This window comes from Bradyrhizobium sp. 482_C4_N1_8 (assembly GCF_052075965.1).
GTDB lineage: Bacteria > Pseudomonadota > Alphaproteobacteria > Rhizobiales > Xanthobacteraceae > Bradyrhizobium > Bradyrhizobium barranii.
In genome coordinates, this window is the sequence record NZ_CP197231.1 from 5,629,047 (window position 1) to 5,655,436 (window position 26,390).

Annotated in this window: 27 protein-coding genes; 17 read left to right on the forward strand and 10 right to left on the reverse strand. The window is 63.9% G+C overall.

The annotated features are described in order from the left end of the window. Window positions 1-170: 170 nt before the first annotated feature. The 5 genes from AB7Z56_RS27255 (at window position 171) to AB7Z56_RS27275 (ending at window position 4,701) form a co-directional block, all read left to right on the forward strand. Window positions 171-1,004 (forward strand): cytochrome c oxidase subunit II, encoded by an 834-nt coding sequence (locus tag AB7Z56_RS27255; RefSeq protein WP_071915136.1) that lies wholly within the window; start codon window positions 171-173, stop codon window positions 1,002-1,004. 78 nt (window positions 1,005-1,082) lie between these two features. Further along, window positions 1,083-2,861, forward strand: a complete 1,779-nt coding sequence (locus tag AB7Z56_RS27260) for a cbb3-type cytochrome c oxidase subunit I (protein WP_441256549.1) — start codon at window positions 1,083-1,085, stop codon at window positions 2,859-2,861. Further along, complete coding sequence (locus AB7Z56_RS27265) at window positions 2,858-3,562, forward strand: cytochrome c oxidase subunit 3 (protein WP_441256550.1); 705 nt, start codon at window positions 2,858-2,860, stop codon at window positions 3,560-3,562. Before AB7Z56_RS27260 ends, AB7Z56_RS27265 begins: the two co-directional genes overlap by 4 nt. 14 nt (window positions 3,563-3,576) lie before the next feature. Beyond that, window positions 3,577-4,299, forward strand: a complete 723-nt coding sequence (locus tag AB7Z56_RS27270) for a heme-copper oxidase subunit III family protein (RefSeq protein WP_439034579.1) — start codon at window positions 3,577-3,579, stop codon at window positions 4,297-4,299. Between the two features lie 9 nt (window positions 4,300-4,308). Further along, a complete protein-coding gene (locus AB7Z56_RS27275) occupies window positions 4,309-4,701 on the forward strand; it encodes a cytochrome C oxidase subunit IV family protein (protein WP_441256551.1) in 393 nt (130 codons plus the stop codon). 164 nt (window positions 4,702-4,865) lie between these two features. Here the strand turns inward: AB7Z56_RS27275 and AB7Z56_RS27280 are convergent, their stop codons facing one another. The 3 genes from AB7Z56_RS27280 to AB7Z56_RS27290 are packed head-to-tail and all read right to left on the reverse strand — an operon-like array spanning window position 4,866 to window position 8,387. Continuing rightward, window positions 4,866-6,623, reverse strand: a complete 1,758-nt coding sequence (locus AB7Z56_RS27280) for an NAD+ synthase (RefSeq protein WP_441256552.1) — start codon at window positions 6,621-6,623, stop codon at window positions 4,866-4,868. 17 nt (window positions 6,624-6,640) lie between these two features. After that, window positions 6,641-6,994: a diacylglycerol kinase gene (locus AB7Z56_RS27285; protein WP_063983991.1), complete on the reverse strand. Its 354-nt coding sequence runs from the start codon at window positions 6,992-6,994 to the stop codon at window positions 6,641-6,643. Between the two features lie 4 nt (window positions 6,995-6,998). After that, window positions 6,999-8,387 (reverse strand): class II 3-deoxy-7-phosphoheptulonate synthase, encoded by a 1,389-nt coding sequence (locus AB7Z56_RS27290; protein ID WP_441256553.1) that lies wholly within the window; start codon window positions 8,385-8,387, stop codon window positions 6,999-7,001. 182 nt (window positions 8,388-8,569) lie between these two features. Between AB7Z56_RS27290 and AB7Z56_RS27295 the strand changes: the two genes are divergently transcribed. Further along, window positions 8,570-9,466 carry an alpha/beta hydrolase family protein gene (locus AB7Z56_RS27295; protein ID WP_441256554.1) on the forward strand — a complete coding sequence of 299 codons (897 nt, stop codon included), beginning with the start codon at window positions 8,570-8,572 and terminating at the stop codon, window positions 9,464-9,466. Between the two features lie 2 nt (window positions 9,467-9,468). Here AB7Z56_RS27295 and AB7Z56_RS27300 read toward each other — a convergent pair whose 3' ends face one another. Next, window positions 9,469-10,779 (reverse strand): ATP-binding protein, encoded by a 1,311-nt coding sequence (locus AB7Z56_RS27300; RefSeq protein WP_441256555.1) that lies wholly within the window; start codon window positions 10,777-10,779, stop codon window positions 9,469-9,471. Next, entirely contained in the window at window positions 10,776-11,438 is a 663-nt protein-coding gene (locus tag AB7Z56_RS27305; RefSeq protein ID WP_441256840.1) for a response regulator transcription factor, read from the reverse strand. Before AB7Z56_RS27305 ends, AB7Z56_RS27300 begins: the two co-directional genes overlap by 4 nt. A gap of 227 nt (window positions 11,439-11,665) precedes the next feature. Between AB7Z56_RS27305 and AB7Z56_RS27310 the strand changes: the two genes are divergently transcribed. The 3 genes from AB7Z56_RS27310 (at window position 11,666) to AB7Z56_RS27320 (ending at window position 13,736) form a co-directional block, all read left to right on the forward strand. Continuing rightward, window positions 11,666-12,415 carry a COG4705 family protein gene (locus AB7Z56_RS27310; RefSeq protein ID WP_441256841.1) on the forward strand — a complete coding sequence of 250 codons (750 nt, stop codon included), beginning with the start codon at window positions 11,666-11,668 and terminating at the stop codon, window positions 12,413-12,415. 121 nt (window positions 12,416-12,536) lie between these two features. Beyond that, complete coding sequence (locus AB7Z56_RS27315; protein ID WP_441256842.1) at window positions 12,537-12,875, forward strand: hypothetical protein; 339 nt, start codon at window positions 12,537-12,539, stop codon at window positions 12,873-12,875. 69 nt (window positions 12,876-12,944) lie between these two features. Beyond that, entirely contained in the window at window positions 12,945-13,736 is a 792-nt protein-coding gene (locus AB7Z56_RS27320; RefSeq protein ID WP_441256556.1) for a COG4705 family protein, read from the forward strand. An 11-nt stretch (window positions 13,737-13,747) separates the two neighbouring features. Here the strand turns inward: AB7Z56_RS27320 and AB7Z56_RS27325 are convergent, their stop codons facing one another. Next, window positions 13,748-14,011: a hypothetical protein gene (locus tag AB7Z56_RS27325; protein ID WP_063983997.1), complete on the reverse strand. Its 264-nt coding sequence runs from the start codon at window positions 14,009-14,011 to the stop codon at window positions 13,748-13,750. A gap of 187 nt (window positions 14,012-14,198) precedes the next feature. Continuing rightward, a complete protein-coding gene (locus tag AB7Z56_RS27330; protein WP_441256557.1) occupies window positions 14,199-15,683 on the reverse strand; it encodes an aldehyde dehydrogenase family protein in 1,485 nt (494 codons plus the stop codon). A 113-nt stretch (window positions 15,684-15,796) separates the two neighbouring features. Between AB7Z56_RS27330 and AB7Z56_RS27335 the strand changes: the two genes are divergently transcribed. Continuing rightward, window positions 15,797-16,879 carry a substrate-binding domain-containing protein gene (locus tag AB7Z56_RS27335; protein ID WP_441256558.1) on the forward strand — a complete coding sequence of 361 codons (1,083 nt, stop codon included), beginning with the start codon at window positions 15,797-15,799 and terminating at the stop codon, window positions 16,877-16,879. Window positions 16,880-17,005: 126 nt separating this feature from the next. On the opposite strand, the gene AB7Z56_RS27340 is transcribed toward AB7Z56_RS27335, so the two are convergent. Next, on the reverse strand, window positions 17,006-17,797 hold the full coding sequence (locus tag AB7Z56_RS27340; protein ID WP_155795275.1) for a response regulator transcription factor: 792 nt from the start codon (window positions 17,795-17,797) through the stop codon (window positions 17,006-17,008). A 420-nt stretch (window positions 17,798-18,217) separates the two neighbouring features. Here AB7Z56_RS27340 and AB7Z56_RS27345 point away from each other — a divergent pair, with 420 nt between their 5' ends. The 6 genes from AB7Z56_RS27345 (at window position 18,218) to AB7Z56_RS27370 (ending at window position 23,186) form a co-directional block, all read left to right on the forward strand. After that, the gene (locus tag AB7Z56_RS27345) at window positions 18,218-19,450 is read left to right on the forward strand and encodes an acyl-CoA dehydrogenase family protein (protein ID WP_441256559.1); all 1,233 of its coding nucleotides are present in this window, start codon (window positions 18,218-18,220) and stop codon (window positions 19,448-19,450) included. A 28-nt stretch (window positions 19,451-19,478) separates the two neighbouring features. Next, window positions 19,479-20,027 (forward strand): NAD(P)H-dependent oxidoreductase, encoded by a 549-nt coding sequence (locus AB7Z56_RS27350; RefSeq protein WP_354117375.1) that lies wholly within the window; start codon window positions 19,479-19,481, stop codon window positions 20,025-20,027. A gap of 42 nt (window positions 20,028-20,069) precedes the next feature. Then, window positions 20,070-20,870: an alpha/beta fold hydrolase gene (locus AB7Z56_RS27355; RefSeq protein ID WP_441256560.1), complete on the forward strand. Its 801-nt coding sequence runs from the start codon at window positions 20,070-20,072 to the stop codon at window positions 20,868-20,870. A 25-nt stretch (window positions 20,871-20,895) separates the two neighbouring features. Then, on the forward strand, window positions 20,896-21,339 hold the full coding sequence (locus tag AB7Z56_RS27360) for a cupin domain-containing protein (RefSeq protein ID WP_028159377.1): 444 nt from the start codon (window positions 20,896-20,898) through the stop codon (window positions 21,337-21,339). 117 nt (window positions 21,340-21,456) lie between these two features. Then, window positions 21,457-22,668 (forward strand): MFS transporter, encoded by a 1,212-nt coding sequence (locus AB7Z56_RS27365; protein WP_166094212.1) that lies wholly within the window; start codon window positions 21,457-21,459, stop codon window positions 22,666-22,668. 143 nt (window positions 22,669-22,811) lie between these two features. Beyond that, window positions 22,812-23,186, forward strand: a complete 375-nt coding sequence (locus AB7Z56_RS27370; protein ID WP_354248258.1) for a winged helix-turn-helix domain-containing protein — start codon at window positions 22,812-22,814, stop codon at window positions 23,184-23,186. Window positions 23,187-23,234: 48 nt separating this feature from the next. On the opposite strand, the gene AB7Z56_RS27375 is transcribed toward AB7Z56_RS27370, so the two are convergent. Further along, window positions 23,235-24,221, reverse strand: a complete 987-nt coding sequence (locus AB7Z56_RS27375) for a cysteine synthase A (RefSeq protein ID WP_441256843.1) — start codon at window positions 24,219-24,221, stop codon at window positions 23,235-23,237. A 156-nt stretch (window positions 24,222-24,377) separates the two neighbouring features. Continuing rightward, window positions 24,378-24,755 carry a hypothetical protein gene (locus AB7Z56_RS27380; protein WP_441256844.1) on the reverse strand — a complete coding sequence of 126 codons (378 nt, stop codon included), beginning with the start codon at window positions 24,753-24,755 and terminating at the stop codon, window positions 24,378-24,380. Between the two features lie 183 nt (window positions 24,756-24,938). Here AB7Z56_RS27380 and AB7Z56_RS27385 point away from each other — a divergent pair, with 183 nt between their 5' ends. Continuing rightward, the gene (locus tag AB7Z56_RS27385; protein ID WP_441256561.1) at window positions 24,939-26,339 is read left to right on the forward strand and encodes an aldehyde dehydrogenase family protein; all 1,401 of its coding nucleotides are present in this window, start codon (window positions 24,939-24,941) and stop codon (window positions 26,337-26,339) included. The last annotated feature ends 51 nt before the right edge of the window (window positions 26,340-26,390 follow it).

Below are 26,390 nucleotides of genomic sequence, written 5' to 3' on the forward strand. Positions count from 1 at the left end.
CGCGGTCTTCCTCTTGAATATCGCGACTGGTTGAATGGGCGAGGCAAGAGGCGCGGTGATGGCGCATATGTCAGCATAGATGTCCGCGTAGAGAAAGTCCGCCATCGCGACAGACGTGAGCTCCGCCCTGGATTCGTATCCGTAGCCTTCGATGGCAAGGATGGATCAGGATGGCTGTCGCACTGATACTGCTTCTGGTCGCGATCGGCTCGGTGCTGTTTCACCTCTACAGCCCGTGGTGGTGGACGCCGATCGCCACGAACTGGGCCTATATCGACCACACCATCAGCATCACGTTCTGGATCACGGGCTTCGTTTTCGTCGCGGTCATCGCCTTCATGGCCTATTGCGTCTTCCGCTTTCACCACAAAGAGGGACGACGGGCTGACTACAATCCGGAAAACAAAAAGCTCGAATGGTGGCTGAGCGTCGGGACCGGCGTCGGCGTCGCGGCCATGCTGGCGCCTGGCCTTGTGGTCTGGCACCAGTTCGTGACGGTGCCAGCGGATGCCACCGAGGTCGAAGTCATGGGCCAGCAATGGCAATGGAGCTTCCGCCTTCCGGGCAAGGATGGGCGGCTGGGCACATCCGATGTCCGCAACATCGCTTCCGACAATCCGATGGGACTCAATCGTGACGACCCGCATGCGCAAGACGACGTCGTAATCGAGAACGGCGACCTGCACCTTCAAATGGGAAAACCGGTCAAGGTTCTCCTCCGCTCGGTTGATGTCCTGCACGATTTCTACGTGCCCGAATTCCGCGCCAAGATGGACATGGTCCCTGGCATGGTGACCTATTTCTGGATAACGCCGATCCGAACCGGAACGTTCGACGTTCTATGTGCGGAGCTTTGTGGCGCGGCTCATTATCAGATGCGGGCCAAGGTCATCGTCGACGAAGAGCGTGAATATCACGCTTGGCTGGAGCAACAAAAGACGTTTGCCGAATTGTCGCCGGCAAGGGCTGTCGTGAAGGCGACGTACCAATCCGGTGGCAAGTAGCAAAACTGCCGCCGCGAAGATAGATCGGGTGCACGAGGCCAACGCCTCACCCCGATGGAAGCGACCGAGGAGGTTTCTATGGTCGATATTCCATATGAAGGGATCGCAGGCATCCCGCCTGCCGAAGTACCTGAAGTCGAGCTCTATCATCCAAGGAGCTGGTGGACACGGTATGTCTTCTCGCAGGACGCCAAGGTGATCGCCATTCAGTATTCGCTGACGGCCTCGGCCATCGGGCTGGTGGCCCTGGTGCTGTCGTGGCTGATGCGCCTGCAACTGGGATTCCCCGGCACCTTCTCTTTCATCGATGCCAACCAGTACCTCCAGTTCATCACCATGCACGGCATGATCATGGTGATCTATCTGCTCACCGCATTGTTCCTCGGCGGCTTCGGCAACTACCTGATCCCGCTGATGGTCGGCGCCCGGGACATGGTCTTCCCTTATGTGAACATGCTGAGCTACTGGGTCTACCTGCTCGCAGTCCTGGTGCTGGCCTCGACATTCTTCGTGCCCGGCGGCCCCACCGGCGCCGGCTGGACGCTATACCCGCCGCAAGCCATCCTCTCCGGAACGCCCGGGCAGGATTGGGGCATCATTCTCATGATGTCGTCCCTGATCCTGTTCATCATCGGCTTCACCATGGGCGGGCTGAATTACGTGGTCACGGTGCTGCAGGCGCGCACCCGCGGCATGACGTTGATGCGCCTGCCCCTGACGGTGTGGGGCATTTTCACGGCGACCGTCATGGCGTTGCTGGCATTCCCTGCACTGTTCGTTGCCTCGGTCATGCTGCTGCTCGACCGTCTCCTGGGAACCAGCTTCTTCATGCCCTCCCTCGTCGAGATGGGCCAGCTGTCGAAATATGGCGGCGGCAGCCCGCTGCTCTTCCAGCATCTGTTCTGGTTCTTCGGCCACCCCGAGGTCTACATCGTCGCCCTGCCCGCCTTCGGCATCGTCTCGGATCTGATCAGCACGCATGCGCGCAAGAACATCTTCGGTTATCGCATGATGGTCTGGGCGATCGTGGGGATTGGTGCGCTCAGCTTCGTCGTGTGGGCGCACCACATGTATGTGAGCGGCATGTTCCCGCAATTCGGGTACTTCTTCGCCACCACGACGCTCATCATCGCAATCCCCACTGCGATCAAGGTCTATAACTGGGTGCTGACCCTGTGGCGCGGCGACATTCATCTCAGGGTGCCGATGCTGTTCGCCCTCGGCTTCATCATCACCTTCGTGAATGGCGGCCTCACCGGCCTCTTCCTCGGCAACGTCGTCGTGGACGTGCCCCTCTCGGACACCATGTTCGTGGTCGCGCATTTCCACATGGTGATGGGCGTGGCACCGATCATGGTCGTGCTCGGCGCGATCTATCATTGGTACCCCAAGGTCACGGGACGGATGCTGAACGACCTCCTGGGCAAGTTTCACTTCTGGGTCACCTTCCTCGGCGCCTACCTGATCTTCTTCCCCATGCACTATCTTGGACTGCTCGGGGTTCCGCGCCGGTATTTCGAACTCGGCGACACGGCGTTCATCCCGTCCTCGGCCCATACACTGAACGCCTTCATCTCCGTGGTGGCTTTGACCGTCGGCTTCAGCCAGATGGTGTTCCTGTTCAATCTTGCCTGGAGCCTGTTCAAGGGTGAGGCCTCAGGCGGCAATCCGTGGCGGGCGACGACGCTGGAGTGGCAGACGCCGGAGACGCCCCCAGGGCACGGCAACTGGGGCAAGGAGCTCCCGGTCGTGTACCGCTGGGCCTATGACTACAGTGTGCCCGGTGCTGCGGAGGACTTCATTCCGCAGAACCAGCCGCCACGCGCGACGCAGCTCGTTCAGGGAGCTGCTTCGTGAGCGCCATCATCCTGTTCCTGGCTGTGCTTGCGGTGATCGCCGGATGGTGGCTGTCGCAGCAGCGGCTGATGGCCAAGCCCTGGCTGGAGGAAGGCTCGGTCGGTGACTTCCCCGGCGGCGATAGCATGACCTGGCCGGCAGCGAAGGTCGGACTTGGCGTGTTTCTCGCTGTCGCGAGCACACTGTTCGTCCTCTTCATCAGCGCCTACTCGATGCGCATGAGCGTGGTGGACTGGCGGCCGCTGCCGGTCCCGCGGCTGCTGTGGGTCAACACGGGCGTCCTGGTCCTGAGCAGTGTCGCGCTGCAATGGTCGTACGTGGCTGCCGGGCGAGACGATACCGAGAGCGTCAAGATCGGTCTGCTCGCCGGCGGAGCATCTGCCGTGATCTTCCTCGCCGGACAGCTCCTGGCCTGGCAACGGCTCGGGGCTGCCGGATATTTCATGGCGTCCAATCCGGCCAATTCCTTCTTCTACCTGTTGACTGCGGTGCACGGGCTGCATCTGACGGGCGGCCTGGTGGCCCTCGGGCGAACCTCGGCCAAGGTGTGGCGCGGCACCGAGATCGCCGACATGCGCTTGAGCGTGGAGCTGTGCGCCATCTACTGGCACTTCCTGCTGTTGGTCTGGCTTGTCCTGCTCGGTCTTCTCACGGGCTGGACCGACGATTTCGTCAACATCTGCCGTCAATTGCTGAGCTAGGGAGGCGAGACCAGATGGCTGAAACCGTGCTGACACATTCGGGCCAATCGCCTGCGCGGCTTGAAGGCTGGCGCGGCATCGCCGCCGACTGGGCGTCCGATCAGCGCGCCTTCAAGAACGTGTCCTGGGGCAAGGCCATGATGTGGATCTTCCTCCTCAGCGACACCTTCATCTTCAGTTGCTTCCTGCTCTCCTACATGACGGCGCGCATGTCCACGACCGTGCCGTGGCCGAATCCCAGCGAAGTCTTCGCCCTCAATATCGGGGGCAACCACATCCCCCTGATCCTGATCGCCATCATGACCTTCGTCCTGATCAGCAGCAGCGGAACAATGGCGATGGCCGTCAATTTCGGCTACCGCCGGGATCGCGTGAGAACCGCAATCCTGATGCTGGTCACGGCGGCATTCGGCGCAACCTTCGTCGGAATGCAGGCGTTCGAATGGACCAAGCTGATCATGGAGGGCGTTCGACCCTGGGGCAATCCATGGGGCGCGGCGCAGTTTGGCTCAAGCTTTTTCATGATCACCGGTTTCCACGGCACCCACGTGACGATCGGCGTGATCTTCCTGATCGCGATCGCGCGAAAGGTCTGGCGTGGAGACTTCGACGTCGAGAGGCGCGGCTTCTTCACAAGCCGCAAGGGCTATTACGAGATCGTCGAGATCACGGGCCTGTACTGGCACTTCGTCGATCTCGTGTGGGTGTTCATCTTTGCATTGTTCTATCTTTGGTGAGGTCGGCGCATGACAAACGCGGCGGTACACATGGAAGGCCAGCTCCACGCTCCGGCGCATGGCGCAGTCGCAACAGCAGCCGTGCACGCCAAGGGGCAACAGCACCCGATCAAGCTCTACCTCGTGGTCTGGGGCTGGCTGTTCGTCCTCAGCACGTGCTCCTACCTCGTCGACTACTTTGGCCTGCACGGCTACCTCAGGTGGTCGCTGATCCTGGTGTTCATGGTGCTGAAGGCTGGCCTGATCGTCGCCGTCTTCATGCACATGGCCTGGGAGCGACTGGCCCTCGCCTATGCCATCCTGCTGCCGCCGATCGCGGTGATGGTGTTTGTGACCATCATGGTGCTCGAATCCGAATACACCCACTTGCTTCGGGTGATGTTTTTCGCAGTCCCGTCGTAGCAGCAAGCTGATTTCGCACTGTCATGCCCCGCGAAGGCGGGGCATCCAGTAACCCGTGTCAGCAGTCGGTTCCTACAATGCCCGCCACGGAGTACTGGATCATCCGCCCTCGCGGATGATGACAGCGGTGGGGCGCCATCGCCTGCCCCGCCGCGCGGCTCGCATCAGCCCTCGAACGCGTCGATCGACGCCTTGCTGCCGCGTGAGACCAGCGTCTCGTCCGCCGCAGGCAACGGCTCGCCCTTGTCGCGAAAGCGGTTGGTGATGGGATAGCGGCGGTCGCGGCCGAAATTCCTGGCCGTCACCTTCACGCCCGGTGCGGCCTGGCGGCGCTTGTACTCGGCGACGTTGAGCAGATGATCGATGCGGGTGACCGTCTCGCGGTCGAAGCCGGCGGCGATGATCTTGTCGAGCGGCTCCTCGCGCTCAATGAGACGCTCCAGGATGGCGTCGAGCACGTCATAAGGCGGCAGCGAGTCCTGGTCGGTCTGGTTCTCGCGCAGCTCCGCCGTCGGCGGGCGCGTGATGATATCGGGCGGAATGACCTCGCCCGCAGGCCCGAGCGCGCCGTCGGGCTTCCAGTGGTTGCGCAGTGCGGCCAGCCGAAACACCTGCGTCTTGTAGATGTCCTTGATCGGATTGAAGCCGCCGTTCATGTCGCCATAGAGCGTGGCGTAGCCGACCGACATTTCCGACTTGTTGCCTGTGGTCACCACCATCAAGCCGGTCTTGTTGGAGATCGCCATCAGCAACGTACCGCGGGTGCGGGCCTGCAGGTTTTCCTCGGTGATATCGGGCGGCAGGTTCTTGAAGATGCCGGACAGGATGGTCTCGAAGCCGGTCACGGCTTCAGCGATCGGCAGCACCTCGTAGCGGATTCCGAGATGCCCGGCGAGCTCGCCCGCGTCCGCGATCGAGCTCGCCGCGGTGTAGCGATAAGGCAGCATCACGCCATGCACCTGGTCGACACCGAGCGCATCGACCGCAATCGCCGCGCAGAGAGCAGAGTCGATGCCGCCGGAAATGCCGAGCAGCACGCCGGGAAAGCCGTTCTTGGCGACATAGTCGCGCAAGCCCAGCACGCAGGCGGCGTAGTCGGCGTGGTCGCCCTCGGGCTGCGCGGCAATCGGCCCCGCGCAGCGCCAATCCCCGCCGTTCCTGGTGAAGCGCAATGTGGTGACGCTCTCTTCGAACGCCGGCAATTGCGCCGCGAGCGAGAGATCGCCGTTGAGCGCGAAGGAACCGCCGTCGAACACCAGCTCGTCCTGGCCGCAAACCTGGTTGAGATAGACCAGCGGCAGACCGCTCTCGGTGACACGCGCCACGGCGACAGAGAGGCGCACGTCGCTCTTGTCGCGGGCATAGGGCGAGCCGTTCGGCACCAGGATGATCTCGGCGCCGGTCTCGGCCAGCGTCTCGACCACGTTCTCGTAATCCTCGGACTCCTCCAGCCAGATGTCCTCGCAGATCGGCACGCCGATCCGCACGCCGCGCACGGTCACGGGACCTGCGGCAGGGCCGCGCGAAAACAGCCGCTTCTCGTCGAACACGCCGTAATTCGGCAGATTGCACTTGAAGCGAAGTGCGGCGATTTTTCCGCCATCGAGCAGCGCGCAGGCATTATGGAGCCTGCCGTCCTCGATCCAGGGCGTGCCGACCAGCACCGCCGGGCCGCCATCCGCGGTCTCGCGCGCGAGCGCCTCGATCGCGGCGCGGCAGGTGTCCTGGAACGCCGGCTTCTGCACCAGATCTTCCGGCGGGTAGCCGGCGATGAACAATTCCGGAAACAGCACGAGATCGGCGCCGTCGGACCTGGCTTGCGCGCGCGCGGCACGTACCTTCGCGGCATTGCCCTCGATGTCGCCCATGGTCGGATTGAGCTGGGCGAGCGTGACCGCGAATACGTTGAGACGTTCGGTCATGGCCGCCGCACTCCGCTTCAGAGGAACCCCAATCGCTCGATGATGGCGATGATCCAGAACGCGCCGGCCATCAGCAGCGCAACGCCGACCGCGGCCGAGCCCATATCCTTGACCCGCCCGATCTGCTTGTCGTGATCCATGGTCAGGCGGTCGGCAAGCTTCTCGATCGCGGTGTTGAGCAGCTCGACCGTCAGCACGAACGCAACCGAACAGACCAGCTCGACCGCCCGCAGCGCCGTCGCGGCGACGAACCAGGCCAGCGGCACCGACAGGATGAGCGCAAAAATCTCCTCGCGAACGGCCTGCTCCGACCGGAACGCGAAGGCCAGACCGTTGCGTGAATTGATCGTCGCCTTCCAGATCCGCAGCAAGGTGTTAGAGCCCCGCGGCGACCGGCATCGGCCTGGCCTTGCCGGCGCGTTCCTGCTTGAGGAGCTCCGCGATCAGGAAAGCCATGTCGATCGATTGCTCGGCATTGAGGCGGGGATCGCAGACCGTGTGGTAGCGATCGTTGAGATCCTCGTCGGTGATCGCACGGGCGCCGCCGATGCACTCGGTGACGTCCTGACCGGTCATCTCCAGATGCACGCCGCCGGCGTGCGTGCCTTCCGCCGCGTGGATGGTGAAGAACGACTTCACCTCCGACAGGACGCGGTCGAACGGGCGCGTCTTGTAGCCTGACGTCGAGGTGATGGTGTTGCCGTGCATGGGATCGCACGACCAGACCACAACCCTGCCCTCGCGCTTCACGGCGCGGATCAGTCCCGGCAGATGGTCGGCGACCTTGTCGGAGCCGAACCGGTTGATCAGCGTCAGCCGGCCAGGCTCGTTGTCGGGGTTGAGCACGTCGATCAGCTTCAAGAGCTCGTCGGGCTTGAGCGACGGGCCGCACTTCAGGCCGATCGGGTTCTTGATGCCGCGGAAATATTCGACATGGCCGTGATCGAGCTGGCGGGTACGGTCGCCGATCCAGATCATGTGGCCCGAGGTCGCGTACCAGTCGCCGGTGGTGGAATCGACGCGGGTCATGGCCTGCTCGTAGCCGAGCAGCAGTGCCTCATGGCTGGTGTAGAAATCGGTCGCGCGCAGCTCCGGATGGCTCTCGAGGTCGAGGCCGCAGGCCTGCATGAAGTTGAGCGCGTCGGAGATGCGGTCAGCCAGCTCCTTGTAGCGGCGGGACTGCGGCGAGTCCTTCAGGAAGCCCAGCATCCATTGATGCACGCTGCCGAGATTGGCAAAGCCGCCAGTCGCGAACGCACGCAGCAGGTTTAGCGTCGCAGCCGACTGGCGGTAAGCCATCAGCTGGCGCTGCGGGTCCGGCACGCGCGCTTCCCTGGTGAAGGCGATGTCGTTGACGATGTCGCCGCGATAGCTCGGCAGCTCGACGCCATCAATCTTCTCGGTCGGCGACGACCGCGGTTTTGCGAACTGGCCGGCAATGCGGCCAACCTTCACCACCGGCACCGCGCCGGCATAGGTCAGCACCACCGCCATCTGGAGCAGCACGCGGAAGAAATCGCGGATGTTATTGGCGCCGTGCTCGGCAAAGCTCTCGGCGCAATCGCCGCCCTGGAGCAGGAAGGCCTCGCCGGCCGCAACGCGGGCCAGCGACTTCTTCAGATTGCGCGCCTCGCCCGCGAACACCAGCGGCGGAAAGGTCGCAAGCTGCGCCTCGACGTCGGCCAGGGCCTTGGCGTCGGGATAATCGGGCACCTGTAGCACCGGCTTGCTGCGCCAGGACTCGGGCGTCCACCGCTCGGACATCGCAATCTCTCCGTGAAGTAAAAAAGCACAACCTGATCTGTGGGTTGCGAGGGCCGCCTTATACACAGCCCGGTCCCCCGCCGCCAGTTGTAAATCCATTTCGCACTGCAAACCCTTGCGGGGAAAGCCGAATTCGCATTTGCTGAGGGCTGGCAAGGAAACCGGCAGGACATCGGCTGCCCATGGACGCGGCGCGCGACGACGTTTTCATCGACGAGATCACCTTCCCGGCGACGGACGGGTATCCGCTGGCAGGCACCCTGTTCCTGCCGCGCGGCTCCAAACGCCATGCCGTGCTGATCAACTCCGCCACCGCCGTCCCGCGAAAGATCTATCGCGGCTTTGCCTCCTACCTCGCCCATCGCGGCTGCGCGGTCCTGACCTACGATTATCGCGGCATCGGCGATTCCCGGCAGCCGGCGATGGTCGGCTACAACCAGCCGAAATCGCTGGTCGGATTCAAGGCCTCGATGTCGGACTGGGCCGCGCAGGACGTCACCGCCGCGGTGCGCTGGATGCGCGAGCGCTACACCACCCTGCCGCTCGCCTATGTCGGCCACTCCTTCGGCGGCCAGGCGCTGGGGCTGATCGACAACAACAGCGATATTTCACGCGCCGCCTTCGTGGCCTCGCAGGCCGCGACCTGGCGGCTGATGGCGTCGCCGGAAAAATATCGCGTCTACGCCTTCATGAATTTCGTCGGCGTGCCGCTCGTCCACACGCTCGGCTACGCGCCGGGCTGGGCCGGCATCGGCGAGGATCTGCCCAAGGGCGTCTTCCTGCAATGGGCCGACTGGGTCTCCAGCCCGCGCTATCTGTTCGACTCCAAATTACCGGCGCTGGAGAACTTCGCAAAGTTCAAGGGCGAGCTGCGCGCGCTCTGCTTCTCCGACGATCCCTGGGCGACGCGGCCTGCGGTCGAGCTGCTCGCGAGCGGCTTCTCCGCGATCAAGCCGGAGGTGCTGACGGTGAAGCCGTCCGACGTCGGCGCCAAGGCGATCGGCCATTTCGGCTTCTTCCGCCCCGAGCACCGCGACACGCTGTGGCGCGGCGTGGCGGAATGGATCCAGGGGGAGTGACATTACGCGGCCGCCGCGGGCAGTTTGATGACGATCCGCAATCCGCTTCGTTCGCCCTCCGTGATGTTCGCAGCGTCGATCAATCCCCCAAGTCGATCGACAATCCGCTTGACGATCGAGAGGCCCAGACCGACGCCCTCGCCTTCCGGCCGCTGCCCACGGAAGAACGGCTCGAATATCCGGCCGATCTCTTCGGGGGACACGCCTGGTCCATTGTCCTCGATCTGAAGCACAGCCTTGGTGCCGTCCCGGTAAATCGCCACATCGATCCTGCCGCCCGCCGGCGTGAAACGGAGCGCGTTATCGAGAAGATTGCGGATCATGGCTGCGAGCATGACCGGCTCGCCGCGCACCGGAGCTGACTCGGCCCGTTCGAAACCAAGATCGACGCCGCGGCTGATCGCCTCCCGCAAGAGATCGGCGATGACGCTCTTCGCCGCGTGATCGAGCTCCACAACCTCCCATTGCCCGCAATCGGTGGGCGCAGCGTCGTGTCGCGCCAGCGCAAGCAACTGCTCCAGAAGATGCTTGCTGCGACTCATGCCCTGCCGAAGCGCTGCAAGGCGCTCGCGCGCGGCCGGTGGCAGTTCGACGTGATCGAGATTCTCAGCCTGTACGCTCAACGCCGTCAGCGGTGTGCGCAGTTCGTGCGCGGCGTCCGCGATAAACCTTCGCTGCTGCCCTATCATCTCGTGCATGCGCTGCAACAGGCCGTTGATGGAAGACACGAACGGATTCAGTTCGCTTGGGAGGTCGCGAAGCGGCAACGCCGTCATGTCATCCGCACGCCGTGCGTTGAGTTCGTCCGCCAGCCGGACCATGGGCCGAAGCGATCCGGCAATGACAATGGCGATCACCAGCATCAGGCAAGGGATCAGCGCGGCGATCGGAAGCACGGTGCGGAGCGCCATGTCACTTGCGATCTCATCCCTGACCCCCGTGCTCTGGGCCACCGCAAACCGGCTGGCGTCGGATCGCGTCTTCAGCACCACCCGGACCGGCTTTCCCTGTCGCGTTGCATCGCGCATCCCATCCTGAAGCCGCCACAACTGGCGCTCCTCGGGTGTGCCTTGCGGCGCCCTGCCCAGCTCCATCAGCCAGACTTCGGAATTCTCATCGACCCCATGGAGGTCCTGAGCTCCGGTGAAGCCACCGCTCTGAACGAGGCCCGCGATCTGGATCAGCACGGAGTCCTGCGTCTCGATCGCCTCATCGAATGCCCACCGGTGTGCGAAGACGCCTCCGATGAGGCCGGTCACCAGCACGATCGTCGTCAAGCTGATGAACAGCCGGCCGCGCAGCGAGTTGATCATGGCGCGCGATCCACCATCCATCCCATCCCGCGCACGTTGCGGATCGCCTCCGTACCGAGCTTCTTTCGGATGGTGTGGATCAGGAATTCGACCGCGTTGCTTTCGACCTCCTCGTTCCAGCCGTAAAGCTGCCGCTCGAGCTCGCTCCGCGACAGGATGGTGCCGGGGCGCGTCAACAAGGCCTGCAGCAGCGCGAACTCGCGCGCGGTCAGGAGGGCCGTTTGGCCACACAGCGACGCCTCGCGGGTCGCAGGATCGAGACTGAGCCTGCCGTTGCCAAGCACAGCGGGCGCACCGCTGCCTTCGCGGCGAAGCACCGCCCGCATCCGTGCCAGCAATTCGCGTATCTCGAACGGCTTGACCAGATAATCGTCGGCGCCGAGATCGAGGCCTTCGATCCTGTGATCGACGCCATCCCGCGCGGTGACGATAATGACCGGGCACCTGCAGCCATTCGCGCGCAACTGCCGCAGGATATCCCGACCGTCCGCATTCGGCAGTCCGAGATCGAGCAGCAGCACCTCGTAAGACTCGGCTGAGGCGGCAAGCAGCGCGGACTCGCCATCCCTCACCCAGTCGACGGCGTAGGCAGCATCCTTGAGCGCTTGTTCGACGGCGGCTCCAACCATCCTGTCGTCTTCGATCAGCAAAACCCGCAAAGCTCGATCCTCGAAACCGCCGGGCCATCCGGCCGTCAAAATCATGACCGTTCCGACTTAGCGCAGAGTTAGGGAGCGCCAGCAGGCCCAAAATGCGGCGAAGGCCGCCCCGCATTGAAGATTCTCGTCCCTAAGCCCGGCCTAAGTCGCCTGCGCGACGGTCCCGCATCGCTTCGGCTTTGGGAGATTTGGGCGTGTCGCAATATTCAGGTTTTGGCGCAAGACGGATGCTGAACAAGGTTCCGGAAGTCACGGCGATCTTCTGGGCCATCAAGATTCTCTCGACCACGGTTGGCGAGACCGGCGCCGACTATCTCGCGGTGCATGTCGGCCTCGGCGCCAGCCTGACCGCGATCTGCATGAGCGGCCTGCTGGTCGCAGCACTGTTGCTGCAACTGAACCGCCGCGTCTACGTGCCCTGGATCTACTGGCTGACCGTCGTTCTCGTCAGTATCGTCGGCACGCAGCTTACGGATCTCCTGACCGACAAGCTCGAGATCAGCCTCTACATCAGCACAGCGGCGTTCGCTTGCGCGCTCGCCGCGACCTTTGCGGTCTGGTACGGCGTCGAGCGCACGCTATCGATCCACAGCATCGTGACGACGCGGCGCGAGCTGTTTTATTGGACGGCAATCCTGTTCACCTTCGCGCTCGGCACGGCCGCAGGCGATCTTGCCACCGAAGCACTTGGTCTCGGTTTCCAGCTCGGCGTCGCCGCCTTCGGCGTGCTGATCGCGGCGGTGATGATGGCCTATTACTTCGGCGCCAATCCCGTCCTCACCTTCTGGCTTGCCTACATCCTGACCCGCCCGCTTGGCGCCTCGCTCGGCGATCTGCTCTCGCAATCGCGCGAGTACGGCGGCATCGGCCTCGGCACGAGCCAGACCAGCATCGCCTTCCTGACCGTGATCGTCGGCCTCGTCGCCTGGGTGACCTTCGAGGGCGACGGCAGGCGCCGTGCCGATCCGGCGCAATAGCTTCAACCGCGAAATCCCGCTCTCTGCATGAAGCAGGAGCTCCACCAGGAGAAACCACATGATGAAACTGATTTCCGCCGTCGCCGTCTGTCTGCTGACGACCTTCACGGGCGAACCGCACATGCACGCGAGCCAGCACTTCACCTTCGTGCCCCTCGCGGAAGCCGCGACCGCAAAGCTCGGCGATCTCACGCAGTTCCGGAGCATCGTGGTCGACGTCGCCGCGCTGATCGACAAGGGCGACCTCCCCGCTGCCAAGACAAGGATCAAGGACCTCGAGACCAAATGGGACGAGGCCGAAGCCGGATTGAAGCCGCGCGCGGCAGCCGATTGGCACACCGTCGACAAGGCGATCGACCGCGCGCTGGAGGCGCTGCGCGCGAGCGCGCCGGATGCGGCGAAGTGCAAACAGGCAGTCGCTGATCTGCTCGCGACCATGAATACCGCCACGAAGTCCTGACGCCTCTGCGCGCCATCATCCCGTCAGCCGCGGATCCCGGTCCGCGGCTGACGCATCAACGAGGACACCATGGAAGATCAGACCAAAAGCAATATCATCAGCGAGAGCAAGGTCCCCGAGGTCACGCTCGGTTTCTGGATCATCAAGATCGCCGCCACCACGCTCGGCGAGACCGGCGGTGACACCGTCACCATGACGCTGAACTGGGGCTATCTGGCCGGGACCTGCCTGTTCCTCGCGGCCATGATCGTCCTGGTCGCGGCGCAGGTCCGCGCGCGCAAATTCCATCCAGCACTGTATTGGGGCACCATCGTCGCATCGACCACCTTCGGCACCACGATGGCTGACTTCGCCGACCGGTCGCTTGGCATCGGCTATACCGGCGGCTCGACGCTGCTCCTCACTTGTCTCGTGCTGGTGCTCGGCCTCTGGTATCGCGCCGAGGGAACGATCTCGGTCAACAGCGTCAGGACACCGCGCGTTGAGGCCTTCTATTGGGGCGCGATCACCTTTTCGCAAACACTGGGTACTGCGCTCGGCGACTGGATCGCGGATACCGGCGATATGGGCTATCGCGGCGGCGCATTGATCTTCGCGGCCGGACTCGCCGTTATCGCAGCACTTTACTTCTGGACCCGCGTCTCACGCGTCACGCTGTTCTGGGCCGCCTTCATCTTGACGCGTCCGCTGGGTGCGACCGTCGGCGACTTTCTCGACAAGCCGCTCGACCACGGCGGGCTGGCGCTGAGCCGGCCGCTGGCCTCGGTCGTGATCGCAGCCTTTATGCTGGTGTGCCTGCTGCTGATTCCGCAACGCGCGGGGCAGCATCCCGGTGACGCCCCGGCGCCGGAGCAAGCCTGAATAGCCGAACGTTAGCGAATGATCGTCGTCAGAGACGAGTAGCGCCGGTTCGGCTTGGCCTCGCCCGGCGCAAACTGCGCGAAGGCCTCGCTGACGCGGACCGCCGGCGGCGTGTCGCTGGCGAAGCGGAATTCCTTCGGCCGCGGCGCGTAGAAGCTGGCGCTGTAATAGGCGTCGTCGAAACGCGCCTCGCCGACGCCGAACAATGCGTCGCAGACGAACAGGAGCGCGTAGACTCCCGCAACCGCCGCAACGATCTCCCTTAGAACAGACATGCCGATGCCCCAACCTTTTGCAGGCAGGAAGCACGCCGGTTCCAAAGCCGAGGTTTAAGGCAGCGGCCTTCTTGTCCGCAGGGTTTGCCGCCGCTGAGCGGAATGCAGACAATTTTATCGATGTCGAAAAGAGAGCCCGCCTGACCGGACGATCAGGCGGGCCCAGGATTGGCCGATCGGGAGGTTATCAGACGGCCAGATTCATCCAGACAGCCTTGGGCTCGGTGAAATTGTCGAGCGCGGCGGTGCCGTGCTCACGGCCGAGGCCGGAGTCGCGCTCGCCGCCCCAGGGCAGGCGCACGTCGGTGTAGCCATAGGTGTTCATCCAGACCGTGCCCGCACGCGCCCGCTTGGCGAAGCGCTGGAGCTTGCCGATATCGCGGCTCCACACGCCGGCGGCGAGGCTGTAGGCGGTGCCGTTGGCGATCCTGAGCGCATCGGCCTCGTCCTTGAACTTGATGACGCTGACAACGGGGCCAAAAATCTCCTCCTGCGAGATACGCATCTCGTGTGCGACGCCTGCGAACACCGCGGGGCTGATGAAATAGCCGCGATCGCCGACTTTCTCGCCGCCGGTGACGAGGGTCGCGCCCTCCTTCTGGCCGATGTCGACATAGTCGAGGATCGACTTCATCTGCTTCTCGGAGATGACGGGGCCGAGCACCGTCTTGCGATCGAGCGGATCGCCGATCCTGAGCGACTTTGCGCGCGCCGCGAGACGCTCGACGACTTCGTCGTACGCCTTCTCCTGCACCAGCACGCGGGAGCCTGCCGAGCACACCTGGCCGGCATTGAAGAAGATGCCTGAGGCCGCAGCCTTGGACGCCGCTTCGAGATCGGCATCGTCAAAGATGACGTTGGCCGACTTGCCGCCGAGCTCGAGCGAGACGCGCTTGAAGTTGCTGGCCGCGCCCTTCATGATTCCACGGCCCACGCCGGGCGAGCCGGTGAAGGTGACCTTGTCGACATCGGGGTGATTGACCAGCGCGTCGCCGACGACCCGGCCCGGACCGGTGACGACGTTGAAGACGCCCGCCGGCAGGCCCGCTTCAAGTGCGAGCTCGGCGATGCGCAGCGCCGACAGCGAGGTCAGCTCGGCCGGCTTCATCACGATGGTGCAGCCGCAGGCCAGCGCCGGCGCGAGCTTCCACATGCCGATCATCAGCGGGAAATTCCACGGCACGATCGCCGCGACCACGCCGACCGGCTCGCGCACGGTGTAGGTCAGGGCATCGTCGCGCACCGGCACGACATCGCCGCTGATCTTGTCGGCCCAGCCGGCGTAATAGATCAGCGTGTCGACGGCAGCCGGAAAATCCTGGCGCGTCGTCGCGGAGATCGGCTTGCCGGCATCGATCGACTCGAGCTCGATGATTTCTTCGGCGTGCTGCTTGAGCAGGTCCGCCCAGCGCAGCAGTATCTGGCCGCGCTCGGAGGCACGCATCGTACGCCACGGACCTTCGAAGGCCCGGCGCGCGGCGGCGACGGCGTGTTCGACATCGGCCTCGCCGCCTTCGGCGACGACGGCGATGACCTGCCCGGTGGCGGGATTGAGGGATTTGAAGGTGCGGCCGGAGCTCGCGGGGACGCGGCGGCCGTCGATGAGCAGATGCTGCGGCCGGGCCATGAATTCGGTGGCCGGCGAATGCGCAAAGTCATATGCAACAGACATCATATTTCCTCCTGTTCTGGTATACCAGACTAGGCGCCTATTTCCTGGAGTAAATATGATATAGTTTGCAAATGGACGCCTCACATATGAAGCGCAGTTCATAAGGATTTCAGATGCTTCAGATCGAGATCGAGGCCGTCTGGCGATTTCGCCACGAGGGCAGCCCGCGCACCGCCGTGATCATGCTCGGCGTGCTCAACGAGATCCGGAAGACCGGAAAGATCACGAGCGCGGCCAGCGATGTGCACCTGTCCTACCGGCACGTCTGGAATCTGATCGAGCAATGGTCGGAGTTCTTCGGAACCCCACTGGTCGAAACCCAGCGCGGCAAGGGCTCGAAGCTCACGCCGTTCGGCGAGCGGCTGGTATGGGCCGGCGAACGCATGCAGGCCCGGCTCGGGCCGCAGCTCGAAAACCTGGCGCAGGAGCTGGCGAGCGAGATCAAGCCGTTCCTCGAACAGCGCCCTTCGGTGATCCGCGTTCATGCCAGCCACGGCTTTGCCGTGGCAAAACTGCGAGAATTCCTCGATCGCGAGCCCGGCATCGGCGTCGATTTGCGCTATGTCAGCAACCAGCATTCGCTGGTCGCACTGGCGCAGGGCGCCTGCGATCTCTCGGGCCTGCATCTGCCGCACGGCGCGTTGCGGGCCCAGGGCATCAAGGCGGCGCGCGAATGGCTGGATCCGCGCGAGGATCGCATCATCAGTTTCGTCACGCGCGAGATGGGGCTGATGGTCGCGCGCGGCAATCCGCTGCGCATCGCTTCGCTTCGTGACCTCACCGGGCCAAAAGTCCGCTTCGTCAACCGCGACCATGATTCCGGCACGCGGCTGTTGTTCGACCAGCTGCTTGCCGCGAACGGCATCGACGAGAGCAAGATCAACGGCGCGCAGCAGATCGAGTTCACCCACGCCGCCGTCGCGGCCTATGTCGCGAGCGGCATGGCGGATGCGAGTTTTGGTGTCGAGGCGGCCGCCCGCCACTTTGGCCTCGATTTCATCCGCATCCTCACCGAGGATTATTTCTTCGTCTGCAAGCGCGCCTTCCTCGATACCGGGCCGATGCAGCGCATCCTGGAGATCATGCGTAGCGCCGATTTCCGCGCCGCCGTCGCCACCCTGCCCGGCTACGTGCCGTCGGATACCGGCAACGTAACCGGCGTGAAGGCGTTTCTGGAGCTGCACGCCGTGCGATGATGCTCGGCTCGGCAACGATCTCACGTCCGGCCGCTGGGACGCGCGGTACGGGCACTATCGGCAGCATCCGACCTTCGTCGGCTCGCTCAAGCTGATCGTCAACCACATCTGACCCGGCGCGGCACCTTATTGCCGAGCGCTCGGACTCAGCAGGCAGGCCGCAAGCTCGGTGCGGTTGTGCACGCCGAAGCGTCGGCACAGGTTCGCGACGTGCTCCTTCACGGTCTGATCGGAAATCCCCATCTCGCGGGCGATTTCCTTGTTGGTCTGGCCGCGGCAGACCCGGATGGCGACGTCCGCGGACCGTGGCGGAAGCGATGCCGAGAGCGTCGCCACCGGCGTCGCTGCCGGCTCGGGGACGCGGATTGCGGCAGGATGGGCGTCGATCGCGCCCGCGTTCGTCATGTTGGTCAAAGCGAGCGAGCCCGCCCGACACAGCATCTCCATGCGCTGCCGCGACCGCATCGTGTAGGGCGCGTCCGTATCGGTCGTCGCCGTAAACAGCACGCCGACGATCTTCTGCCCGCACCACAACGGGCCGCCCATGTTGTATGCAAAGCCCCACTCGTGCAGCATCTCGAAGGACGGACTGTGCCGCCATTGCTGCGGACCGATCACCGTTTCGCCGTCGACCGCGCGGCCTTGGGTCATGATGCAGTCGAGCACGGGGTCGCGCTTCCAGAAGCCGGCCCTGTAATTGTCGAGCAGGCCTTCTGCGACGTGCCGGCTGTAGACCAGTTCCGGTTCGAGCCCGTCGAGCAAATAGAGGCCGACGGTCGGCGATCCCGTCAATTCCGTGATCGCCGAGCAGCAGGCAATGCCAAGGGCGCGCACCGAGCGGCTCTCGGCGATGGACATCAGCCGATCTGCGAGCTGGCGCTCGGGCAGACCATCCAAATGCTCCTGCTCGGCTCTCACCGCCACTCCTCGCGCGAACGCGCGGTGCCCTCGGACACACGCGCGTCATTGCCGATTGTTATAGGCTTAAAATTTCTGCCTCGCCTGACCTTTGGTCAAGCGAAAAGAAGCGGCAAAACACGGCTCTCCCGGCCCAGCTTTGCGGCAGAGCAGCATGGCCAACACCCCCCATGATGGGGGATTGCTGCTTTAGCCGCCTCATCTCTAGCATCCTGGCCTTCGGGATCGCGTAACGACGTTCGCGCGGTTCCGACGGGGACATCTCGACACCAACGCGAGCCGTTCGTCGCGCGCACCAACAGTCTTTGGCGCGTGTGGGCGGAGTCTTGCCCGCGACCGGCGTCTGTTCCGCCCGACCCAGATCTTCGCGTGCAGCAGCGTTGCGCGAAGAACCAACAGCCCGACGTGGAGACACCGACCATGAGCCCTTCCGTGCAACTCGCCGTAAAGCCTTCCGCGACCCCGACGGTGGCCGAGTTCCATGCGCGCCTCGACGCGCTGCTACCGCTGGTCGAATCCAGGGCCGCGGAGGCTGAGACACAGGGCTATATGACTGACGACGTGGTGGCGGCGCTGCGCAAGGCCGGCATCTACACCATGCTGTTCCCGAAGGAGGTCGGCGGCGCCGAGCTCCTGCCTTACGACGCCATGACCGTGATCGAGCGGCTCGCTTACGCACACGCCTCCGCCGGCTGGTGCGTCATCGGCAACAACATGGAAGGCACGACGCTCGCCATCTACATCGAGGACGAAGGCATCAAGAAAGTCTTCGCGGGCGGGCCCGACATCACGATTGCCGGCAACGGCGTGCCGCGCGGCTTCGCCCGACCGGTCGATGGCGGTTACATGATCCGTGGCAACTGGGCCTATGGCAGCGGCATTCAGCACGCCGAGTGGGTCCATTCAGGCTGCTTCGTCACCGACGCATCCGGCAAGGACATGGTGTTCGGCCCGAACGGCCAGCCCAAGATCGTCGTCACCCACCATCCGCGCGCGACCATCAAGTTGATGGGCAATTGGGACGTGCTCGGCCTGCGCGCGACGGGAAGTTTCGACTACACTTTGAGCGAGGGCGACGAGTTGTTCGTGCCCACGCACATGACCTACGATTTTGACATTGGTGCGCCGCGCCGAGGTGGTGTGCAGGGTGCACTGGGGCTGGCAGGCTACAGCGCCTGGGCGCATTCCGCCTGGGCCGTCGGTGTCGGCCGCCGCATGCTCGACGAACTCGTCAAGGTGATCGTCCAGCGCCAGGATCCATTCGGCAAGTCGCGCGACAGCGCGAGCTTCAAGTTCCAGTTCGCGCAGGCCGAAGCTCGTTTCCGCGCAGCACGTGCGTTGGTCCACGAAACCTGGAAGGACGTCTCGGAGACTTGCGCCGGCGGTGAAAGTCCGTCGCTGGAGCAGATGACGATGATCAAGCTGTCACTGCGCCACGTCCACGACGTTCTGTCGGATGTCGCCACCTTCGCGCATCGCGCCGCGCGCGGCGCCTCGCTGCACAACACGCCGATGCAGCGGTTCTATCGCGACATCCATTCGGGCACGCAGCACATCCTGATGGCCGACCAGATCGTCGAAGAGTGCGGCCGTGCGCTGCTCGGCCTCCCCGGCCCTGGTGCGCAATGGACGGTCTTCGGGGTGACGGGCTGAGCAAGCGACCAGACACGAGGGCGTCGACGTGAGGACATCCCGCATCGTTGGCTTCTGCGGCAATAGTTGGCGCCCGGCGAAGTCGCGCATGCTGGTGGAAGCCGTCGCCGCCGATCTTCAGGCGCAGCATGGACTGAAGACCACCGTCATCGATCTTGTCGATGCCGGTTGCGGCATCGCCGGCTTCACCCGGACTGCACTCGATGACAACGCGCGCACCGTCGTCGAGGCCATCGAACAGGCCGACGGTCTCGTGATCGGATGCCCGGTGTTCCAGGGCTCTTATCCCGGATTGTTCAAGCACGTATTCGACTTGATCGAACCCAGCGTGCTGCGCAACCGTCCGGTGCTGCTGACCGCGGTCGGCGGCGGCCTGCGCCACTCGCTGGTGGTCGAGCACCAGCTCCGCCCGCTGTTCGGCTTCTTCGAAGCCTGCACCGTCTCGACGGCGATCTACGCCAGCAGCGGCGAGATCGTACCAGGCGAGCCGCTCGCACCAATGACGGCCGCGCGGCTCGCCAACGCCGTCGAACAATTCGCCTCACTTCTCAGCGGTCGCCAGGAAGCCGCCGCATGACTCACCAACGCCCGGCTCTGCCGCCTTCAACCGGAGACGACCATGCTTGATACCGTCAAACCCTCGCCCGATCTCACCGGCTTCTCCCGCGCGGAACATACGATCAACGGCGTGCGGACCGTCGTTCACAGCATCGGAAGCGGCCCGGTGCTGGTGTTCCTGCACGGCACCGGCACCTTCACCGGCTTCGAGATGGCGCGCGATTGGGCGAAGCGGCACACGGTCATCATCCCCTATCATGCGGGCTTTGGCGATTCCGGCGACGCCGAGGCGATCGACACCGTCGAGGATCACGTCCTTCACTACATGGATCTGTTCGACAAGCTTGGCCTTGAGCAGTTCGACCTCGCCGGGTTCTCCCTCGGCGGATGGCTTGCCGCGGAGTTCGCGATCCGTCAGCCGCATCGGGTCCGCAAGCTGGTGCTGGTTGCGCCCGCCGGTCTTGTGGTCGGAAGCGCGCCTGCGCCCGGATTGTTCGAGATCGCACCGCAAGAACTGCCAACCTATCTCGCGCACGATCCGGCCGCGGCACTCCGTTACTTTCCCAAGGCGCCCGATCCGGCCTTCGACGCCCGGCTTGGACGCGAGGTCACGGGCTTTGCCAAGCTGATCCGCAGCGAACCGCAGGGCAATCCCAAGCTCGCGCACTGGCTGCATCGAATCACGATGCCGACGCTGGTGCTGTGGGGGGCCGCAGATCGCTTGCGCCCGACCGCCCAGGCAGATGCCTGGAAAGCAGGGCTCCCCGACGCACGCGTGACGCTGGTGCCGGCGACCGGTCATCTCGTGTTCGAGGAAACGCCGTCTTCCGCACACTACGTCACCGATTTTCTCGCCGATTGATCCGCACACAACAGAGGACACCACCATGATCGAGATGCCTCCGGGCGTGACCCCTGCCAAAGAAGGCTTTGGCAACGTCATCTGGAACATTCTGGGCCAGACCTACACGCTGAAGCAGCATTCCGAGGCGTCGATGGCCTGGCATGCCGTGTTTCCGGATGGCACCTTCGTGCCGCCGCACGTGCATCCGACCCAGGATGAATTCGTCTATGTGCTGAGCGGCCGCTACGACCTCTGGCTCGACGGCAAGGACTTTGTCGCCAAGGCCGGCGACCTCGTCCGCATGCCCAAAGGCATCCCCCACGGCATCTTCAACAAGTCGGGTGAAACCGCCACCAGCCTGTTCTGGGTCGCACCGACGCGGTCGCTGAAAGAGCTGTTCGAGCGCATCCACAATCTCCCCGATCCGCAGGAGGTCGTGCGACGTGCCGCCGAACACGAGGTCAACTTCCTGCCGCCGCCCGCCTGAGGCCACGCCGATTCCGTCGACACGCAACCGCGAGAACCGATGATGACCATGCTGACAACAACTTGGACGTCCATCTCCGAGAACGACCGCCGTCGGATAGCCCGGTGGCAAAAAGGCATGCTGGCCCTCGCCATCCTCTGCGAGATCTTTCTCGCCGCCGACTGGTATGCCTTCGCGGCCGTACTGCCCTTCGTCTCCGAGAGCCTCAAGCTCAATCCCGCCGAGGCTGGGCTTGCGCAAGGCATCTTTGCGCTGACCTACGGTATCGGCATGGTGGTGTGGTCTCCGGTCAGCCGGTCGATGACGGCGCGCAACATGCTGCTGATCGGGCTTGCCGGCACTGGCATCGGCATGGTGCTCCAGGTGTTCGTACAAAGCTACACACAGCTCGTGATGCTCCGGCTCGTGATCGGCTTCTTCGACGCCGGCATCTTCATCGGCAACATGAAGCTGATCTTCGGCTGGTTTCCGCAAAGTCGGCGTGGCTCGGTGGTAGGCATCATCCTCGCCGCCTACAGCCTCGCCATCACCATGGATTTCGCGCTCGGCATTCCCCTGACGATTGCGACCGGTTGGCGGACCTTCTTCGCCGTGCTGGCAATCGGCACGCTGCTCGTTGCAGCCGTCGACGCACTCGTCGTCCGCAACGATCCGCGCGAGCTCGGCATCGACGGTTTTACCTGGGGCAATGAAACACCGCAGGAGCACCTGCCGCTCGGCGAGATCTTCCGCTCGAAATGGATCGCGGTCGGCGGCTTCGGCATCGTAGCCTGCACCTTCGCGATCGCCGGCACCGCCACCTGGGTGGTGCCGGCCTTCATCACAGTACAGCACATGCCGCCGGAAGCCGGCGCTGTCATCGGCACCGTCATGGGGTTGTCGCAGGTGCTATTCCTGGTGATTGGCGGCTACATGTCCGATCGGCTCGGCAAGCCCTTCATGATCAAACTCACCGCATGTCTCGCTTTCCTGACCGCGCTGATGTTCCTGTGGAGCGTGGTCACACCGATGTCGTTCTCGATGCTGGTGCTGTTTGCAGCACTCAGCGGTATCGCGCTGCTCGGCGGCGGCGCTATCTTCGCCCTGCTCAGCGAAAAATACTCCGACGCGCTCGCACCGGCCGCGATTGGATACGCCGAGGTATTTGGCATCTTCTCGGCCTTCGTGGCGCCCTGGATGATGGGCGCCATCATCAACGCCTCGGCCGGCTCGTTCACCGGCGCCTTCATTGCTTTCGCGGTGGTCGAGCTCATCATCGTCGGCCTTTTGATGATCCTCGCCCGCGAGGACGTCAGTCAGGGCGCGGTGGTCGGAAGCCCCGCGGAATAAGATGCAGCGATCAGGGCACGGGCTAAAGCCCGTGCTCTGCGGACCTCGACAAAGGTCCATCTTCTGGGAAATCGGGCGCCCTCACCTTGTCCGCGACGGGCAAGAGTGGCAATCTCGCGAGGCAGAGCCCAAGAGACCCCGTCATGCCGCGCGTGAGCGCCAAATCCCTCCCCCAGCTGAGCCTTCGCATCGACCTCGACGGCGAGGATCGGATCGGGCCCGGCAAGATCGAGCTTTTGGAGCAGATCCGCGAGCAAGGCTCGATCTCGGCGGCCGGCCGCGCCATGGACATGTCCTACAAGCGCGCCTGGGACCTCGTCGACGAGATCAACCGTATCTGCGGACATCCGGTGGTCGAGCCGCAGGCCGGCGGCAAGAACGGCGGCGGCGCGATGCTGACGCCGTTCGGCGAAAAGCTTGTCGCGCGCTACCGCAAGATCGAACGCGACGCCGCGCGCGCCGTGCACAAGGAGTTGGAAGCGCTCAAGAGCGACATCGGCCGTTCGCGGAAATCGTGAACGGACGGGCGCGCATGGGCGGGGAGCAACCCGGCCGCTGACGGCTCGCTATCGCATCCAGCGTGGCAGTGGCAGATTTTTCTTGCGCAGGAATTCCGGGTTGAACAGCTTGGATTGATAGCGCTGTCCGCCATCCGCGAGGATGGTCACGATGGTTTTGCCTGGACCGAGGTCGCGCGCAAGTCGCATGGCTCCAACGATATTGATCGCGCTTGAGCCCCCCAACACCAGTCCTTCATGCTCGATCAGGTCGAACAGAACGGGCAAGGCTTCCTCGTCCGTAATCTGATATGCCGTATCGATGGACGTGCCTTCGAGGTTCCGGGTGACACGGACTTGCCCGATCCCTTCGGTGATGGAGTCTCCTTCTGTCGTCAGCTCGCCTTTGGTGAACCAATTGTAGAGAGCGGCCCCCATGGGATCGCTGAGCGCAATCTTGATGCCGGGATTTCGCTCCTTGAGGGCTCGCGCGATCCCACCCAAGGTACCGCCGCTCCCAACGGCACATGTGAAGCCGTCGATTCTTCCATCCGTCTGCTGCCAAATCTCGGGACCGGTCGTGCGATAGTGCCCCTCCCGATTGGCGACATTATCGAACTGATTGGCCCAGAAGGCACCGAGCTCCTCGGCGAGCTGGCCGGAATAGCGCGCGTAATGACCCGGATTGGAATAGGGTACGGCAGGCACCAGGCGCAGGTCGGCACCGCACAACCGCAACATGTCCTTCTTCTCCTGACTTTGCGTGTCAGGCATCACGATCACGCTTCGATAGCCGCGTGCATTCGCCACGAGTGCTATGCCGATTCCGACATTGCCGGCTGTTCCTTCGACGATGACACCTCCCGGCTCAAGCTTGCCGCATCGTTCGGCATCGTTGATCATGGCCAGCGCCGCGCGATCCTTGATCGAGCCGCCGGGATTGAGAAATTCGGCCTTGCCATAGATCTCGCAACCCGTGGCCTCCGACGGCATTCGCAGCCTGATCAATGGCGTGTTGCCGATAGCGTCCAGGAAACCCGTTCGAACATCTCTCATCGCTTGCCACCTCTGCCCGCCCGCAACTTTAGGCTGGCGAACAGGCAAAGCGATTCTCTAGTTCAGGCGACGCGTGCAACATTTCCGGCGTTCGACCGGCCCAATCGGCAATTCCATTCTTAGGCGGTGTTTTGTTTGCGCCTTTGGCCCAAGCCGCTAGTTCGGCCGCACCGACATTTCCGGCGTCGGCTGGGTCAGCGCTTCGCCGAGTAGGCTCTGCTCGGCTTTCGGGATCGAGAAGCGCACCTTGAAGCCGTCCTCGGTCTGAAGCGTGATGATGCGCTGGGTCGTGTCGGTCGCCTGCTCGATCGCCCAAGACGCCAGCGGATAGGCGTAGCGCAGGCTCTGGTCGCCGTAGCGGGCCTTCAGCGCCGCCTCGAGCAGCCCGGGCAGCGTCATGATGAGGGCGCCGACCTGGTTGAGCGAGACGCTGACCGCGGCGGGGTTGCCCGCCAGATCCTCGAAGCCCAGCGAGATCGCGCCGCCGTCGGACGCCACCTCGCAGGTCGTGAGCTGCCTCACCTTGATTTCCATCGTCAGTCCCGGAACGCGGTTCGCTATATCCATCACGATATATCGATATGTCCACCCGCGTCCAGCCCTGCTTTTCTGGAATTGATCGAACCGGCCGCCATAGTCGGCCCGGCGAAGTCGTGATATATAGTTCGATATAACGAGGCCCCGAACGGCCCGTTTCTGCAAGGGAGCGCAAAGCCAATGAGTGACTACAATCTTCTCATCGACGGCAAGATGGTGCCCGGCGACCAGACCATGCCGGTTCTCAATCCCGCGACCGAAGAGGTGCTGGCGCAGTGTCCGCGTGCCTCGAAGGCGCAGCTTGATGCCGCCGTCGCCGCGGCGAAGGCCGCCTTCCCGGCCTGGGCCGCGACCCCGATGGCGGAACGCCGCAAGCTCGTGAACGAGATGGCCGACGTGATCGAGGCCAATTCGGGCGAGCTCGCCCACATCCTCACCAGCGAGCAAGGCAAGCCGCTTGGCGACGCCACCGGCGAAGTTTTGGGGATGGCCGCGTTCTTCCGCTACCTCAGCTCGCTCGAATTGCCGATGAAGGTGATCGAGGATTCCGGTGACCGCAAGGTAGAAGCCTATCGCCGCCCGCTCGGCGTCGTCGGCGCCATCATTCCTTGGAACTATCCGCTGCTGATCCTCAGCTTCAAGCTGCCGTCGGCGCTGCTCGCCGGCAACACGCTGGTGGTGAAGCCGGCGCCGACCACGCCGCTCGCGACCCTGCGCTTCGCCGAGCTGATCAAGGACGTCCTGCCGAAGGGCGTGCTCAACTTCATCACCGACGCCAACGATCTCGGCGGCGAGATGACCAAGCATCCTGATATCCGCAAGATCTCGTTCACCGGCTCTTCCGCCACGGGGCAGAAGGTGATGGCGAGCGCGGCGCAGACGCTCAAGCGCATCACGCTCGAGCTCGGCGGCAACGACGCCGGCATCGTGCTCGACGATGTCGACCCGAAGAAGGTCGCTCCCGGCATCTTCGAGGGCGCGTTCCAGAACTCCGGCCAGGTCTGCCTCGCCATCAAGCGTCTCTACGTCCACGAGTCCGTCTATGACGAGCTCTGCAACGAGCTGGTCGCGATCGCCAAGAGCACGGTGGTCGACGACGGCGCCAAACAGGGCACCAAGCTCGGGCCGCTGCAGAACAAGATGCAGTACGAGAAGGTGAAGACGTTCCTCGAGGACGCGCGCAAGAATGGCAAGGTGGTCGCCGGCGGTTCGGCGATGGACCGTCCCGGCTATTTCATCGAGCCGACCATCGTGCGCGACATCCAAGAAGGCTCGAAACTGGTCGACGAGGAGCAGTTCGGCCCGGTGCTGCCGCTGATCAAGTATTCCGACAAGAACGATGCCATCCGCCGCGCCAACGCCACCACCTACGGCCTCGGCGCTTCGGTCTGGTCGTCCGACATCAAGCGCGCGCACGAGGTCGCAACGTCCGGCACGGTCTGGATCAACAAGCACCTCGACATGGCCCCGCACATCCCGTTCGGCGGCGCCAAGCAGTCGGGCATCGGTACAGAGTTCGCCGAGGAAGGCCTCGCCGAATTCACCCAGCTGCAGATCATCAACGGCCCGCCGGCGGCCTGATCCGACATCCGGGGCCGCGGCAAAACCGCCGCGGCCCCGTTCTCTTTGCGA